The organism is Micromonospora sp. WMMA1949, from assembly GCF_027460145.1.
Lineage (GTDB): Bacteria > Actinomycetota > Actinomycetes > Mycobacteriales > Micromonosporaceae > Micromonospora.
The window spans coordinates 1,793,506-1,807,877 of the sequence record NZ_JAPZBG010000001.1; the positions used below are offsets into that span (position 1 = coordinate 1,793,506).

The 14,372-nt window shown below is 73.0% G+C and carries 9 protein-coding genes; 4 read left to right on the forward strand and 5 right to left on the reverse strand.

Annotated features, from left to right (window positions below; translation table 11 throughout):
- Window positions 1-249: 249 nt before the first annotated feature.
- The 3 genes from O7607_RS08160 to mfd form a co-directional block, all read right to left on the reverse strand.
- The gene (locus O7607_RS08160) at window positions 250-1,230 is read right to left on the reverse strand and encodes a nucleoside triphosphate pyrophosphohydrolase (RefSeq protein WP_269702159.1); all 981 of its coding nucleotides are present in this window, start codon (window positions 1,228-1,230) and stop codon (window positions 250-252) included.
- Window positions 1,227-1,997 carry a SurA N-terminal domain-containing protein gene (locus O7607_RS08165; RefSeq protein ID WP_269702160.1) on the reverse strand — a complete coding sequence of 257 codons (771 nt, stop codon included), beginning with the start codon at window positions 1,995-1,997 and terminating at the stop codon, window positions 1,227-1,229. Before O7607_RS08165 ends, O7607_RS08160 begins: the two co-directional genes overlap by 4 nt.
- Before the next feature lie 158 nt (window positions 1,998-2,155).
- Window positions 2,156-5,812: a transcription-repair coupling factor gene (gene mfd, locus O7607_RS08170; RefSeq protein ID WP_269702161.1), complete on the reverse strand. Its 3,657-nt coding sequence runs from the start codon at window positions 5,810-5,812 to the stop codon at window positions 2,156-2,158.
- 155 nt (window positions 5,813-5,967) lie between these two features.
- Between mfd and O7607_RS08175 the strand changes: the two genes are divergently transcribed.
- Window positions 5,968-6,873, forward strand: a complete 906-nt coding sequence (locus O7607_RS08175; protein WP_269702162.1) for a cyclase family protein — start codon at window positions 5,968-5,970, stop codon at window positions 6,871-6,873.
- A gap of 197 nt (window positions 6,874-7,070) precedes the next feature.
- Here O7607_RS08175 and O7607_RS08180 read toward each other — a convergent pair whose 3' ends face one another.
- Complete coding sequence (locus tag O7607_RS08180; protein ID WP_269702163.1) at window positions 7,071-8,111, reverse strand: S66 family peptidase; 1,041 nt, start codon at window positions 8,109-8,111, stop codon at window positions 7,071-7,073.
- A gap of 84 nt (window positions 8,112-8,195) precedes the next feature.
- Between O7607_RS08180 and O7607_RS08185 the strand changes: the two genes are divergently transcribed.
- Both O7607_RS08185 and ppc read left to right on the forward strand, forming a co-directional pair.
- Window positions 8,196-9,224 carry a hypothetical protein gene (locus tag O7607_RS08185; protein WP_269702164.1) on the forward strand — a complete coding sequence of 343 codons (1,029 nt, stop codon included), beginning with the start codon at window positions 8,196-8,198 and terminating at the stop codon, window positions 9,222-9,224.
- A 123-nt stretch (window positions 9,225-9,347) separates the two neighbouring features.
- Window positions 9,348-12,134, forward strand: a complete 2,787-nt coding sequence (gene ppc / locus O7607_RS08190) for a phosphoenolpyruvate carboxylase (RefSeq protein WP_269702165.1) — start codon at window positions 9,348-9,350, stop codon at window positions 12,132-12,134.
- 118 nt (window positions 12,135-12,252) lie between these two features.
- On the opposite strand, the gene O7607_RS08195 is transcribed toward ppc, so the two are convergent.
- A complete protein-coding gene (locus tag O7607_RS08195) occupies window positions 12,253-13,044 on the reverse strand; it encodes a hypothetical protein (RefSeq protein ID WP_269702166.1) in 792 nt (263 codons plus the stop codon).
- A 54-nt stretch (window positions 13,045-13,098) separates the two neighbouring features.
- On the opposite strand from O7607_RS08195, the gene O7607_RS08200 reads away from it, so the two are divergent.
- A complete protein-coding gene (locus tag O7607_RS08200) occupies window positions 13,099-14,277 on the forward strand; it encodes a DNA recombination protein RmuC (RefSeq protein ID WP_269702167.1) in 1,179 nt (392 codons plus the stop codon).
- Window positions 14,278-14,372: the final 95 nt, after the last annotated feature.

The window sequence follows — 14,372 nt, forward strand, 5'->3', positions numbered from 1 at the left end:
CGATCACCCCGCCCACTCCCCCGCCCTCACCACCCGCCCGCTCTCGCGTTGATCAAGGAGTTTGTGTCCCCCTCACCCCTCCATCGCCACACAAACTCCTTGATCAACGCTCTCAGGCAGGCGAGAGCGGGTCGGGCAGGTGCACCCGGCGATCTTGCGGTTGCTGCCCGGGCGAGTGGGGCATTTGCGACACCACACGGGCCGGAAGTGCAAGATCGCGGGGGAAGGGGGGCGGGGACGCGCGGGGGGTCAGGCGGGAGGGGTGCGTTCGGCGGCTCGGACTGCCTCGGCGTACGCCAAGGTGGCTCGCCGGAGCGCGGCCTCCGGGTCGATGCCGGCCTGTCGGGCGGCGGCCACTGTGGCCAGCAGGCTCGCGCCGAGCCGGGCCTCCGGGTCCACCTGCGACTCGGCCAGCGGGGGCGGTACGGCGAGGCCGACCCGCCCGGCCCGGTCCAGGATCTTCGCGGCCAGCGACAGCGCGGGCTGGCTCAGCGCGATGCCGTCCAGCACCGACTCGCGGGTCTTCTCGGCCCGCTTGATCCGTTCCCAGTTCGCCTCGATCTCCTCGATCGAGCCGGCCGGCTCACCCGAGAACACATGTGGGTTGCGCCGCACCATCTTGTCGACCAGGGTGCCCGCGACGTCGTCGACGGTCCAGCTCTTGCCCTCCGGCAGGTTCTCCGCCAGCCGGGCGTGCAGCAGCACCTGGAGCAGCACGTCGCCCAGTTCCTCGCGGAGCGCGTCGGTGTCGTCGGCGCTGATCGCGTCGTACGCCTCGTAGCACTCCTCGAGCAGGAAACCGGCCAGGGTGCGGTGGGTCTGCGCCCGTTTCCACGGGTCGCCGCCCGGGGAGGCCAGCCGGTCCATCACCTCGACCGCGTCGAGCAGCCGGGCGCCGGGCGGATCCCACGAGCCGTACATCAGCTCCAGTTCGGCCAGGCCGGGCTCGCGGGCCAGCCGCAGCCCCAGCTCGCGGGCCAGCGACTCGTCGCCGGCCGGGCCGGCCAGCCACACCGCGCCGCCGTGCGCGGCCGCGGCGTCGAGCAGCGCCTGGGTCGCGCCCTCGGTCGCCACGCTCACCTCGGCGCCGGCCGTCCGGACCGCCCGGGTCAGCTCGCTCTCCGCACCGGCGAGCACAGGCGCGGAGCGTACGGCGTCCCAGGCGGCCGAGGTCAGCAGGCCGGCGGGCAGCCGGGGCGAGGTGACGAGCAGGACGATGCGGGCGGTCATGCGGCTCCGGGAGCTGGCGAACCGGAGGCCGGCGCCTCCGGCGTGGAGATGTCGGTGACCGGGCCGTCCTGGTCGACGTACGGCAGGGAGTAGAAGACGAACGACTGGCCGGTGTTGACGAGCGACGGCACGCCCGTCACGCCGAACCGGGGGTTGACGCGGACGTCCGACTTCTCGGCCTGCTCCTGCAGCGCGCTGCTGAGCGCGGTGGCGGTGCGGACGAACCCGGCCTCGCCGAACGCCTGCCGGACCTGGTCGACGCTCAGCCCCGGTTGGATCGCCCCGGTCTTCTCGAGAGCGCGGTAGACGGCCATCAGGGACTCGTCGCTGAGGTCGGCCGGGGGCAGGCTCTGCTGGAGCGTGCCGTAGAGGTCGACCCACTCGCCCCACAGCTTCGTGTACTCGGTGGTCGCCGGCATCCGGAGCGCCTGCTGGATCTGCTCCGGGGAGATCTGATCGGTGACCTGGAGACCCTTGTCGGCCGCCACGCGCTTGCCCAGGTCGATCGCGACCAGCAGGTTCAGCACGTCCTGCCGGGTCACCGAGGACCGCAGCTCCGCCGGCGACGGCGTCTGCGGGGATTGGCTACGGACGGCGTCCGCGTACTGCCGCTGCGCGTCCTCGTAGATCGCGTCGACCCGGTCGACGGAGTAGCGGGTGTCGCCGACGTACGCGGCGACGTCCGGGGCGGAGCGGCCGCAGGCGGCGAGAGAGAGCGCGGCGAGGGCCGCGACGCTGACGGCGACGAGGGAACGGCGAGCACGCATGTGGGCCACTCTCTCACGGCGAGTACGAACCTGTGACTCCGCCCACCTCATCGCGCACCCGCCGGGACCGCACCGGCCAGCTCCTCGGGCTTGCTGTGTCATCGTCCGCTCGCCACTGCGGGGCTGGCAACACCGGCCAGCTCCTCGGGCTTGCCGTGTCATCGTCCGCTCGCCACTGCGGGGCTGGCAACACCGGCCAGCTCCTCGGGCTTGCCCAGGACGTCGGCCAGGAGCTGCCCGCACCACTCCAGCAACGCCTGGTCGCGCAACGGCTCGCCGCCGATCCGCCGGGTGCTCGGCCGGGGCACGCTGACCTGGTCGAGCGCCTGCTTGTAGACCGAGTCCGGGTGGTACCGCTTGAGTCGCATCTGCTTCGAGTCGGGCAACGGCAGCGGGCCGAACCGGATGTGTTTGCCCTGCATCGACACGTCGGTCAGCCCGTAGCGGCGGGCCAGCAGCCGGAACCGCGCCACCGCGACCAGGTTCTGCACCGGCGCGGGCGGCTCGCCGTACCGGTCGGTCATCTCGGCGACCACCTCGCGCAGGCGTTCCTCGTCGCGGGCCTCGGCGAGCTTGCGGTACATCTCCAGGCGCAGCCGCTCCACCGCGACGTAGTCGTGCGGCAGGTGCGCGTCGATCGGCAGGTCGACCTTGACCTCGGCCTCCTCCTCCGTGCTCTCGCCCTTGAAGGCGGAGACCGCCTCGCCGACCATCCGGACGTACAGGTCGAAGCCGACGCCCTCGATGTGGCCGGACTGCTCGCCGCCGAGCAGGTTTCCGGCGCCGCGGATCTCCAGGTCCTTCATCGCCACGTACATGCCCGCGCCGAGTTCGGTGTGCTGGGCGATGGTGGCCAGCCGCTCGTGCGCGTTCTCGGTGAGCGGCTTCTCCGGCGGGTAGAGAAAGTACGCGTACGCCCGCTCCCGGCCCCGGCCGACCCGGCCGCGGATCTGGTGCAGCTGGGCCAGGCCGAGCAGGTCGGCCCGCTCGACGATGAGCGTGTTGGCGTTCGGGATGTCGATGCCGGACTCGACGATGGTGGTGCAGACCAGGACGTCGAACTCCTTCTCCCAGAAGCCGACCATCACCTTCTCCAGCGCCTCCTCGCCCATCTGGCCGTGCGCCACCGCGACCCGGGCCTCCGGCACCAGCTCCCGCAGCTTGCGGGCGGTCTTCTCGATCGACTCGACCCGGTTGTGCAGGTAGAAGACCTGACCGTCGCGCAGCAGCTCACGGTGGATGGACGCGGCCACCTGCCGGTCGTCGTACGCCCCGACGAACGTGAGGACCGGGTGCCGCTCCTCCGGCGGGGTGGCGATGGTGGACATCTCCCGGATGCCGGTGATCGCCATCTCCAGCGTCCGCGGGATCGGGGTGGCCGACATGGCGAGCACGTCGACCGAGGCGCGCAGCGTCTTCAGGTGCTCCTTGTGCTCGACGCCGAACCGCTGCTCCTCGTCGATGATCACGAGGCCGAGCTGCTTGAACCGGGTGGATGCCTGGAGCAGCCGGTGGGTGCCGATGACGATGTCGACGGTGCCGGCGGCGACCATCTCCAGCGTCTGCTCGGTCTCCTTCGGCGTCTGGAACCGGGACAGCTGCCGGATCGACACCGGGAACTGGCTCATCCGCTCGGCGAACGTGTTGTAGTGCTGCTGCACCAGCAGCGTGGTCGGTACCAGCACCGCCACCTGCTTGCCGTCCTGCACCGCCTTGAACGCCGCCCGTACCGCGATCTCGGTCTTGCCGTAGCCGACGTCGCCGCAGATCAGCCGGTCCATCGGGACGGTCTGCTCCATGTCCCGCTTGACCTCCTCGATGGCGGCCAGCTGGTCGGGCGTCTCCTGCCAGGGAAACGCGTCCTCCAGTTCCCGCTGCCACGGGGTGTCGGGGCCGAAGTTGTGCCCCTTGGACGCCTTGCGCGCGGCGTACAGCTGGATGAGCTGCGCGGCGATCTCCCGGACCGCCTTACGCGCCCGCGCCTTGGACTTCTGCCAGTCCGAGCCGCCCATCTTGTGCAGCGTGGGCTGCTCACCGCCGACGTAGCGGGACAGCTGGTCGAGCTGGTCGGTGGGGACGAACAGGCGGTCGCCGGGCTGGCCGCGCTTGCTCGGCGCGTACTCGATGACCAGGTATTCGCGGCTGGCGCCGTTGACGGTGCGCTGCACCAGCTCGACGTACCGGCCGATGCCGTGCTGCTCGTGCACGACGAAGTCGCCGGCCTTCAGCTCCAGCGGGTCGATGGTGTTGCGCCGCCGGCTGGGCATCTTGCGCATGTCGCGGGTGGAGGTGCCCCGGCCGCCGGTCACGTCGTTGCCGGTGAGCAGCACGAACTTCGACGCCTCGTCGACGAACCCGGCGGTCAGGCAGCCGCAGGACACGAGCAGCTCGCCCGGTGCGGGCGCGGCGGGCACCTCCTCGGTCAGCCGGGCGCCGAGACCGGCGTCGCGGAGCACCTCGACGGCCCGCTGGGCGGGACCGTGCCCCTCGAAGACGAGCGCGATCGACCAGCCCTCGCCGGCCCAGCGCTTGAGGTCGTCGACCACCCGAGCGGTCTCGCCGTGGTAGAGCGGCGCCGGCTGGGCGGCCAGGCTCACCGCGATGGCGTCGTCGGGGGTGACGTCGACCTCGGCGGGCTCGTCCTCCCAGGGCTGCCGGGCCGGTGCCGCGTCCGCCTCGACCAGGCCGAACGGCGCGAGCGTCCACCAGGTCTGGCGCAGGGCGCGGGCTGCCGTGCGTACCTCGGCCAGGGTCTTGAAGGCGGCGGCGCCGAGGTCGACCGGGGCCTGGCCGCCGACGGCGGCCGCGGCCCAGCTGGCCTGGAGGAACTCCTCCGAGGTACGGACCAGGTCGTGCGCGCGGGTGCGGATGCGCTCGGGGTCGCAGAGGAGTACGTGGGTGCCGGTCGGCATGCAGTCGACGAGCAGTTCCAGCGCGTCGGCGCCGATCAGCGCGGGGGCGAGGGACTCCATGCCCTCGACCGGGATGCCCTCGGCCAGCTTGTCCAGGATCTCGGCCAGCTCCGGGTGCTCGGCGGCCAGCGCGGCGGCCCGCTCCCGCACCGCCGGGGTCAGCAGCAGTTCCCGGCAGGGCGGCGCCCAGAGCTGCGCGACGCCCTCGATGGTGCGCTGGTCGGCGACCGCGAAGGTGCGGATCTCCTCCACCTCGTCGCCCCAGAACTCGACCCGCGACGGGTGCTCGTCGGTGGGCGGGAAGACGTCCAGGATGCCGCCGCGTACGGCGAACTCGCCGCGCTTGGTGACCAGGTCGACCCGGGCGTACGCCATGTCGGTGAGCCGGCGGGCGACCTCCTCCAGGTCGGCCTCGTCCCCGGCGGCGAGCTGCACCGGCTCCAGGTCGCCGAGGCCTTTGAGCTGCGGCTGGAGCAGCGACCGGACCGGCGCCACGACGACCCGCAGCGGGCCGGTGCGGCCGTGCGCGTCGGCGGCGTCCGGGTGGGCCAGGCGGCGCAGCACGGCGAGGCGTCGCCCGACCGTGTCGGAGCGGGGCGACAGGCGCTCGTGCGGCAGCGTCTCCCAGGACGGGAAGACCGCCACCTGCTCCGGCGGCAGCAGACTGCCCAGCGCGGAGGCCAGGTCGTCGGCCTCGCGGGTGGTGGCGGTGACCGCGAGCACCGGGCGGCCCGCGCCACCGGCCGGCTCGTCGGCGGCGACAGCTGCCACCGCGAACGGGCGCAGCGCGGCCGGGGCGGTGAGGTCGAGCCCGTCGACCTGCGCGGCACCGGAGCGCGCCAGGTCACGCGCCCGGGCCAGCCCCGGGTCGGCCAGGGCGGCGGAGAAGAGTCCGGTGAGCATCAGTGATCACTTCCAGCGGATCGACACACGACGACGACCCCGCGTCCAGCCGGACGGGGGGTGCACCGTTCGAGCCTATCCCCCTCCACCGACGATCCGGGGCCGCCCGATGTTGGATCTTGACCAGCCGCGACCGGGCGTGGTGCGGTGGGTGGATGGTCGAGTATCGGACGGTCTTCGACGCCGAGGTGGATTTCTCCAACGGCGGTGGTCTGCGCACCGACGGGTTCCGGCTGGACGTGCCGCACCCGGACGTCACCGACGACGAGGTGGCCGCGCTGCTGGTCCGGCACCTCGGGCTGCTCATGGTCGGCGAGGTACGGATCACCAAGCGGACCGTCGTCGAGGAGCCGCACAAGGGCGGGCGGGGGGTGGCCGCCCCGGCCGCCGGCGGCGGGCGGAAGCTCGTCGAGCTGAGTCACGTGATCACCGAGGGCATGGTCACGCTGCCCGGCTGGCCCGGACCGTCGATCACCGACTGGCTGACCCGGGAGGAGTCCCGGAAGCGGTACGCATCGGGTGTCGAGTTCCATGTCGCGCGGATCAACATGATCGCCAACACCGGCACGTACGTGGACACGCCGTCGCACCGCTTCGCCGACGGCCCGGACCTGACCGGGATGCCGCTGGACCGCCTCGCCGACCTGCCCGGCCTGGTGGTACGCGTGCCGGCCGGTACGCGCGCGGTGGACCGGCTGCTGCTCGCCCCGTACGACGTGGCCGGGTGCGCGGTGCTGCTGCACACCGGCTGGGACGCGCACTTCGGCACCGACGGGTACGCCGCACCGGAAGCGCCCTACCTGACCGGTGACGGCGCGCAGTTCCTGGCCGAGTCGGGCGCGGCGCTGGTCGGCATCGACTCGATCAACATCGACGACATGACGGCGGCGGCAGCGGGTCAGCGCCCGGCGCACACCGGTCTGCTGGCCGCCGGCATCCCGATCGTGGAGCACCTGACCGGCCTGGACGCGCTGCCCCCGACCGGCTTCCGGTTCACCGCCGCCCCGCCGCGGGTGGCCGGGATGGGCACGTTCCCGGTCCGCGCCTTCGCCGTCGCCTGACCCGCGCCGCCGCCCGCCGCCCGCCGGCTGGAACGCCATGGGTGTCAAAAGGGCGCTGAGACACCCATAGCGTTCCACTGACCGGCACTTCGACGCGTGAGTGGAACGGCATGGGTGTCAAACGGGGACGTAGACACCCATGGCGTTCCACCGAACGGGCGGCGGGTGAGGGGTGGGGGGTGAGGGGTGGGGGCGGGTCAGTAGCGGACTGCGATGCGGCGCTCCACCGCGTCCACCCGGATCTCGCCGCCGTACGGGATGATCACCTGCGGGTCGGTGTGGCCCAGGTCGACGTCGAAGACCACCACCGGGTCGTCGGCGTAGGGGGCGAGCGCCGACAGGATCGCCTCCCGCTGGTCGGCGGCCCAGGCCAGCCGCTCCGCGACCGAGTGCGGCCGGTCGAAGTCCCACGCCTTGGGGCGGCCCACCACGATCGCCGGGAAGCCGGCGAGCAGCCCTCGCTCGCCCATGTTCCGCACGATCCGGAAGACCTCCTGCGCGGGCGGCAGCTCGTTCGACGTCTCCAGCACCAGCACCGACCCGGCCAGTTCGGCGGCAGAGGGAACGCGGTCGGTCGCCATCAGCCAGTGCACGATCTCCAGGCAGCCGCCCCACGTCCGGCCCCGCACCACCCGGGCCGGGCCGTGCCAGCGCCAGCCCTCGGACGGGTACATCGGCGGCTCCTCGGCCAGCGCGGCGGGATCACGCCAGTCGCACGGCTCGTCACCCCACTCGGGCGCGGCGGTCAGCTCGTACCAGCCGGTGGTGAACAGCGCGGCGCGCAGCGAGTCGAGCGTGAGCGGGTGCGGCTTGCCGGAGCGCCCGAGGTGCACCAGCACCGAGCCGCCGTGATAGCCGACGACGCCCAGCCGGTACAGGTGGTTGAGCACGTTGGTGTTGTCCGAGTAGCCGAAGTACGGCTTCGGGTTGGCCCGCAGCACGTCGTCGTCCAGGTACGGGGTGACGGTGATCAGGTCGTCCCCGCCGACCGTCGCCAGCACGGCGGTGATCGTCGGGTCGGCGAACGCGGCGGTCAGGTCCCGCGCCCGGTCGCGCGGGTCGGCGTCCATGACCCGGGTGGTCGGATACTCCACCGGTTCCAGCCACAGTTCGTCGCGGAGCCGGCGCAGCCCCAGCTCGTACACGTGAGGGAAGAGACCCGGCAGGCCGGCGGAGGGTGAGACGACCGCGACGCGGTCGCCCGGCTGCGGTTTGGCGGGGTAGGCGGGCACCTGCATGATCCGACGTTAACGGCGCGGACCAGCGGTTTTCGGCCGACGAAACCCCATGAGCCGGGCATATGCCCGCAATAGGCTGAGGCCGTGAACGACGAGCCGGAGCTGCGTACCCGGGACTGGCTGCCCCGCACGGCGGCGCTGATCCTCGGCACCCTGGCGCTGGCGAGCGCGTTCATCGCCGCCTACGTCGGCGCGCTGCACAAGCCGGACCCACGCGACGTGCCGGTCGCCGTCGTCACGAGCGACCAGCAGGCCCAGGCCGTGATGTCCGCCGTCCGCGCCCGCACCGACACGATCAAACCGATCGGGTACGACAGCCGCGGCGCCGCCTCCGACGGCCTCACCGACCGGTCGGTGTACGCGGTCCTCAGCTCCGCCCCGGACGGCGGCCTGACGCTCGCCACCGCCAGCGCCGGCGCGCCCGCCGCCACCGAACTCGTCACCGACGTGTTCACCGAGGCGGCCCGGCAGGCCGGGGTGCCGCTCCAGGTCACCGACGACGTGCCGGTCTCCGCCGACGACCCGCGCGGCCTGGTCCCGTTCTACCTGGCCGTCGGCGTGGTGCTCGGCGGCTACCTGGCGTCCACGGCGCTCGGCATCTCGCTCGGCACCAGCCCGCGCGACCTGCGCCGCGCCGGGCTGCGGATCGCCACGCTCGCGGTGCACGCGGTCCTGCTCGGCGTCATCGGCGCGATCCTCGTCGGGCCGGTGCTCGGCGTGTTCGCCGGTCACGTGGCGACGGTGGCGGTGGTCGGCGCGCTCGCCGCGTTCGCGGCCGGGATGGTCGCCGCCGCCGTGCAGGGCTGGCTCGGGCTGCTCGGCACCGGCATCGTGATCCTGCTGCTCGTGGTGCTCGGCAACCCCGGCTCCGGCGGCATCTACGCGCCGGAGTTCCTGCCGCCGTTCCTGCGCGGGATGCACCGCTGGAACGTGCCCGGCCTGGCCACCGACCTGTTCAAGTCGGCGATCTACTTCGACTGGCGCGGCGGCGGCTGGGCGCTGACCGGGCTGCTGGTCTGGGTGGTCGTCGGCCTGGTCGGTCTGCTCACCGCGACCATGTTCCGCGCCCGCCGGCGACCCGCGCCGGGGCGGCACGCCGCCGATCAGGGCTGACCGGCGAACCGTCCCAGAGTGCAGATCATCACGGTGTCCCCCTCCTGTCCCCCGGGCCCACGCGGATACCATCCAGAGGAGTCGGACAGCGCTGTCCTTCGTCCTCGCGTAAGGAGCGCAACCGTGACCGACCAGCATGACCACGACGGCCCCGACGCCGCTCTCCGGGCCGACATCCGCCGCCTCGGCACGCTGCTCGGGCAGACGCTCGCCCGTCAGGAGGGCCGGCCGCTGCTCGACCTGGTCGAGGAGATCCGCGCCCAGGTCCGCTCCGACGCGCCGGCCGCCGCCCAGCGCCTCGCCGGGCTCGACGTCACCACCGGCACGAAGCTGGCCCGCGCCTTCTCCACCTACTTCCACCTGGCGAACATCACCGAGCAGGTGCACCGCGCCCGGGACCTGCGCCGTCGCCGCGCGACCCACGGCGGCTGGCTGGACCAGGCGGCCAAGATGATCGCCGAGCGGGGCGTACCGGCCGAGGAGATCGCCGCGGCGGCCCGCCGGCTGGCCGTACGCCCGGTCTTCACCGCGCACCCGACCGAGGCGGCCCGCCGGTCCATCCTGTCCAAGCTGCGCGCGGTCGCCGACGAGCTGGACACCGAGACCGCGAACGCGATCCTCTACGGCGCCAGCGACGAGGGCCCGGCCAACCGCCGCCTCGCCGAACTGCTCGACCTGATGTGGCAGACCGACGAGCTGCGGCTGGACCGGCCGGACCCGACCGACGAGGCGCGCAACGCGATCTACTACCTGCGCGACCTGTACGCCGAGGCCGCGCCGCAGGTCCTCGACGACCTCGCCGACACGCTGCGCACGCTCGGCGTGGAGACGTCGCCGACGTCCCGCCCGCTGAGCTTCGGCACCTGGATCGGCGGCGACCGCGACGGCAACCCGTTCGTCACGCCCGTGGTCACCCGCGAGGTGCTGCGCATCCAGCACGAACACGGCATCGCCGCCACCGAGAAGGCGATGGACGACCTGATCACCGAGGTCAGCGTCTCCCGGCGCCTGCGCGCGGTGTCGCTCGACCTGTCCGCCAGCCTGGCCAAGGACCTGGACGCGCTGCCCGAGGTGGCGCCCCGGTTCCGCCGGGTCAACGCGGAGGAGCCGTACCGGCTCAAGGCGCGGTGCGTGAAGGCGAAGCTCGCCAACACCCGGGAGCGGCTGCGCGCCGACACCCCGCACGTGCCGGGGCGCGACTACCGGGGCTCGGCCGAGCTGATCGCCGACCTGGAACTGCTGCGCGCGTCGCTGGCCCGCAACTCCGGCCAGCTCACCGCCGTCGGGCGGCTGGCCTCGGCCATCCGTACGGTGTCCGCGTTCGGCCTGCACCTGGCCACCATGGACATCCGGGAGCACGCGGAGAAGCACCACGAGGTGCTGGCCCAGCTCTACGAGGCGGTCGGCGAGGTGTCCGACTACCCGGCGCTGTCCCGGCTGGAGCGCACCAAGCTGCTCGCCGACGAGCTGACCGGCCGCCGGCCGCTCTCCACCCAGGACAGCCCGCTCACCGAGTCGGCCCGCAAGACGTTCGACGTGTTCGCGGCCATCCGTGAGGCGCAGGACCGGTTCGGCCCCGAGGTCATCGAGTCGTACATCATCTCGATGACGCTTGGCGTGGACGACGTGCTCGCCGCCGTGGTGCTGGCCCGCGAGGCCGGCCTGGTGGACGTGCACTCCGGCCGTGCCCGCATCGGCATCGTGCCGCTGCTGGAGACCCCGGCCGAGCTGAACGCCGGTGGTGAGCTGCTGGACGAGCTGCTGTCGCTGCCCGCGTACCGGGCGCTCGTGGCGGCCCGGGGCGACGTGCAGGAGGTGATGCTCGGCTACTCCGACTCCAACAAGGAGGCGGGCATCACCACCAGCCAGTGGTCCATCCACCGGGCGCAGCGTGCGCTGCGGGACGTGGCCGCGCGGCACGGCGTACACCTGCGGTTGTTCCACGGCCGGGGCGGCACCGTCGGCCGCGGTGGTGGCCCCACGCACGACGCGATCCTGGCCCAGCCGTACGGCACGCTGGACGGCGCGATCAAGGTGACCGAGCAGGGTGAGGTCATCTCCGACAAGTACACGCTGCCGGCGCTCGCCCGGGAGAACCTGGAACTGACAGTGGCGGCGGTGCTCCAGGCCACGCTGCTGCACACCGCGCCCCGGCAGCCGGCCGAGATGCTGGAGCGCTGGGACGCGGCGATGGACGTGGTGTCGGAGTCGGCGTTCCGGTCGTACCGGTCGCTGGTCGAGGACCCGGACCTGCCCGCGTACTTTTGGGCCTCCACCCCGACCGAACTGCTCGGCGCGCTGAACATCGGCTCCCGGCCGGCGAAGCGCCCGAACACCGGTGCCGGCCTGTCCGGCCTGCGGGCCATTCCGTGGGTGTTCGGCTGGACGCAGACCCGGCAGATCGTGCCGGGCTGGTTCGGCGTGGGCTCCGGGCTGGCCGCCGCGCGCGCCGCCGGGCTGGCCGACGTGCTCGCCGAGATGAACCGGAACTGGCACTTCTTCCGCACGTTCCTGTCGAACGTCGAGATGATGCTGACCAAGACCGACCTGGACATCGCCCGGCGCTACGTCGAGACGCTGGTGCCGAAGAAGCTGCACCCGATCTTCGACAAGATCCAGCAGGAGTACGAGCTGACCAAGCAGGAGGTGCTGGCGGTCACCGCGTCACCGGCGCTGCTGGAGAACTCGCCGGTGCTCCAGCGCACGCTCGCCGTGCGGGACACCTACCTGGAGCCGCTGCACCACCTGCAGGTGGCGCTGCTGCGGCAGTACCGCGAATCGGGCGCCGCCGGGCGGGCGGTGGTGACCGCGCCGGGCGGGCGGCGTGCCCCGAACGACGGTACGGCGCTGGAGCGGGCGCTGCTGACCACCGTCAACGGCATCGCCGCCGGCATGCGCAACACCGGCTGAGGTGTAAGGAAGGGCCCCCTCTTAACGCCTCGTGCATAAGAGGGGGCCCTTTTTGACGCCCGCGTGCGGCGAGCGGCGAGCGGCGTTCGACGCAACGGCGCCCGCGCGGCGGTGTCGGCTAGAAGTCGCCGCCGCCGAAGTCCCCGCCGCCGAAGCCACCGAAGTCGCCGCCGCCGTAGTCCCCGCCGCCGAAGTCGCCACCGGCGTAGTCACCGCCACCCTGGTCGCCGCCCATGTCGCCGCCCTGGTCGCCGAAGTCCTGGCCGTCGCCGAAGCCCTCCTGGTAACCGGCGTCGTACCCCGGGTCGGCGAACGCGGGTGAGAACAGCGCGTCCGCGATCAGGAGACCGCCGACCACACCGACGCCCGCGCCGAGCGCGGTCTTCCACCAGGGCGTGGAGTACCAGCCGGCCGGCACCGGCCGCCCCTGGAACCGGCCGCCCGGGTAGTAGTAGGGCGTCGCGTTCCCCGGCTGCGGGCCGGCGCGGAACGTCTGACCCTGTACGTCGACCTGGCGCTCCTTGGTGAGCGCGCCGGCACCCTGGGCGGCGGCGAGCGGTGGCAGCTCCGGGCCCGGGTCGATGCCCATCGCGGTCCGCGCCGCCCGGATGTACGCCAGCCCTTCCAGCGCGGTCTCCCGGGCCAGCCCGAACTGACGCGGCGTGGTCGCCTGCTCCAGCTGCGAACCGGCGGCGTTGTAGCGCTCACCGGCGTCGGCGAGCGCCTGCCGGACCGCCGGGGCATCGCCGTGCAGGTTCATCAGCTGGCCGCCGAGCCGCTCGTACCACCGCTGCGCCTCGGCGCGGGCGTCGGCCAGTTCGTTCGACCGGCGCGATCTGCTCCCCCTCCGCCAGAACACGAACGCACCTCCGAGCAGCAGGATCAGGACCAGCCACAACGCGAACTCCATGACTCGAACGTACCCACCGGGCGCTCGTCGTACCCGTTTGGCAAGCTCTTGGCCATGAGCTTTGCGACGCTGGCCGTGGTGGTGCTCTGCCTCGCCGCGGGCGGCGCGGTGGGCTGGCTGGCCGCGCGGGCGCGCGCGGCGGCCGACATCGCCCGCCTGGAGGCGACGCTCGCCGCCACCCGGGCCGGCGAGGGGCGGCTGGAGCAGTCCATGCGGGCGCTGAGCTACGAGGCGACAGCGCAGTCCCAGGAGGCGGTCGCCCGCGCGGTGGCGCCGCTGCACGACACGCTGCGCCGCTACGAGCAGCGGGTGGCGGAGCTGGAGCGGGACCGGGTGGACGCGTACGCCGAGCTGCGCGAGCAGGTGCGGTCCATGAGCGCCGTCTCGGGCGAGCTGCGCACCGAGACCAAGCAGCTGGTCGCCGCGCTGCGCGCGCCGCAGGTGCGGGGCCGCTGGGGTGAGCACCAGCTCCGCCGGATCGTCGAGGCCGCCGGCATGCTGGAGCACTGCGACTTCAGCGAGCAGGTCACCGCCGCGACCGACCACCAGGGGGTACGCCCCGACCTCGTGGTGCGGCTGCACGGCGGCCGGACGGTGGTGGTGGACGCGAAGGCGCCGTTCGACGCGTACCTGACCGCGATGGAGGCGCGCGACGAGCGCGGGCGCGACACCCACCTGGACGCCCACGCCCGGCACCTGCGTGCGCACGTGGACGGCCTCGCCGCCAAGTCCTACTGGTCGGCGTTCGACCAGACGCCCGAGTTCGTGGTGCTGTTCGTGCCGGCGGATCCGTTCCTCGACGTGGCGCTGCAACGCGACCCGTCCCTGTTGGAGCACGCGTTCGCCCGCAACGTGGTGCTCGCCACACCGGCCACGCTGGTGGCGCTGCTGCGCACGGTGGCCTACTCGTGGCGGCAGGAGGCGCTGGCCCGCAACGCCGCGACGGTCCACTCGCTGGCTCGCGAGCTGTACGGGCGGCTGTCCACTCTGGGTGACCACGTGGGCAAGCTCGGCAGTTCGTTGAGCGGGGCGGTGACGGCGTACAACCGCGCGGTGGGGTCGCTGGAGGCGCGGGTGCTGGTCAGCGCCCGCAAGCTGGCCGAGCTGGGCGTCTCCGACGACGAGCTGGCCGCGCCGGCGCAGGTGGAGCTGGCGCCGAGACAGCCGCAGGCGCCGGAGCTGTTGGGCGCGCCGTCCACATCGGCCGAGAGGTCGACAGACGTCGACGCCTAACACGTCGCACGTGATGACGTAGACCGATTCGTGTCACGGACTGATCACAAACCCAGGCCGGGTAGTGACACGTGTCGTCCTGACACGCAGGATCA

Coding starts and splice junctions, on each gene's coding strand:
- O7607_RS08200 (WP_269702167.1), top strand. CDS start 13,099: ATGAGCTTTGCGACGCTGGCCGTGGTGGTGCTCTGCCTCGCCGCGGGC.
- O7607_RS08160 (WP_269702159.1), bottom strand. CDS start 1,230: ATGACCGCCCGCATCGTCCTGCTCGTCACCTCGCCCCGGCTGCCCGCC.
- O7607_RS08175 (WP_269702162.1), top strand. CDS start 5,968: ATGGTCGAGTATCGGACGGTCTTCGACGCCGAGGTGGATTTCTCCAAC.
- O7607_RS08195 (WP_269702166.1), bottom strand. CDS start 13,044: ATGGAGTTCGCGTTGTGGCTGGTCCTGATCCTGCTGCTCGGAGGTGCG.
- O7607_RS08165 (WP_269702160.1), bottom strand. CDS start 1,997: ATGCGTGCTCGCCGTTCCCTCGTCGCCGTCAGCGTCGCGGCCCTCGCC.
- mfd (WP_269702161.1), bottom strand. CDS start 5,812: ATGCTCACCGGACTCTTCTCCGCCGCCCTGGCCGACCCGGGGCTGGCC.
- O7607_RS08180 (WP_269702163.1), bottom strand. CDS start 8,111: ATGCAGGTGCCCGCCTACCCCGCCAAACCGCAGCCGGGCGACCGCGTC.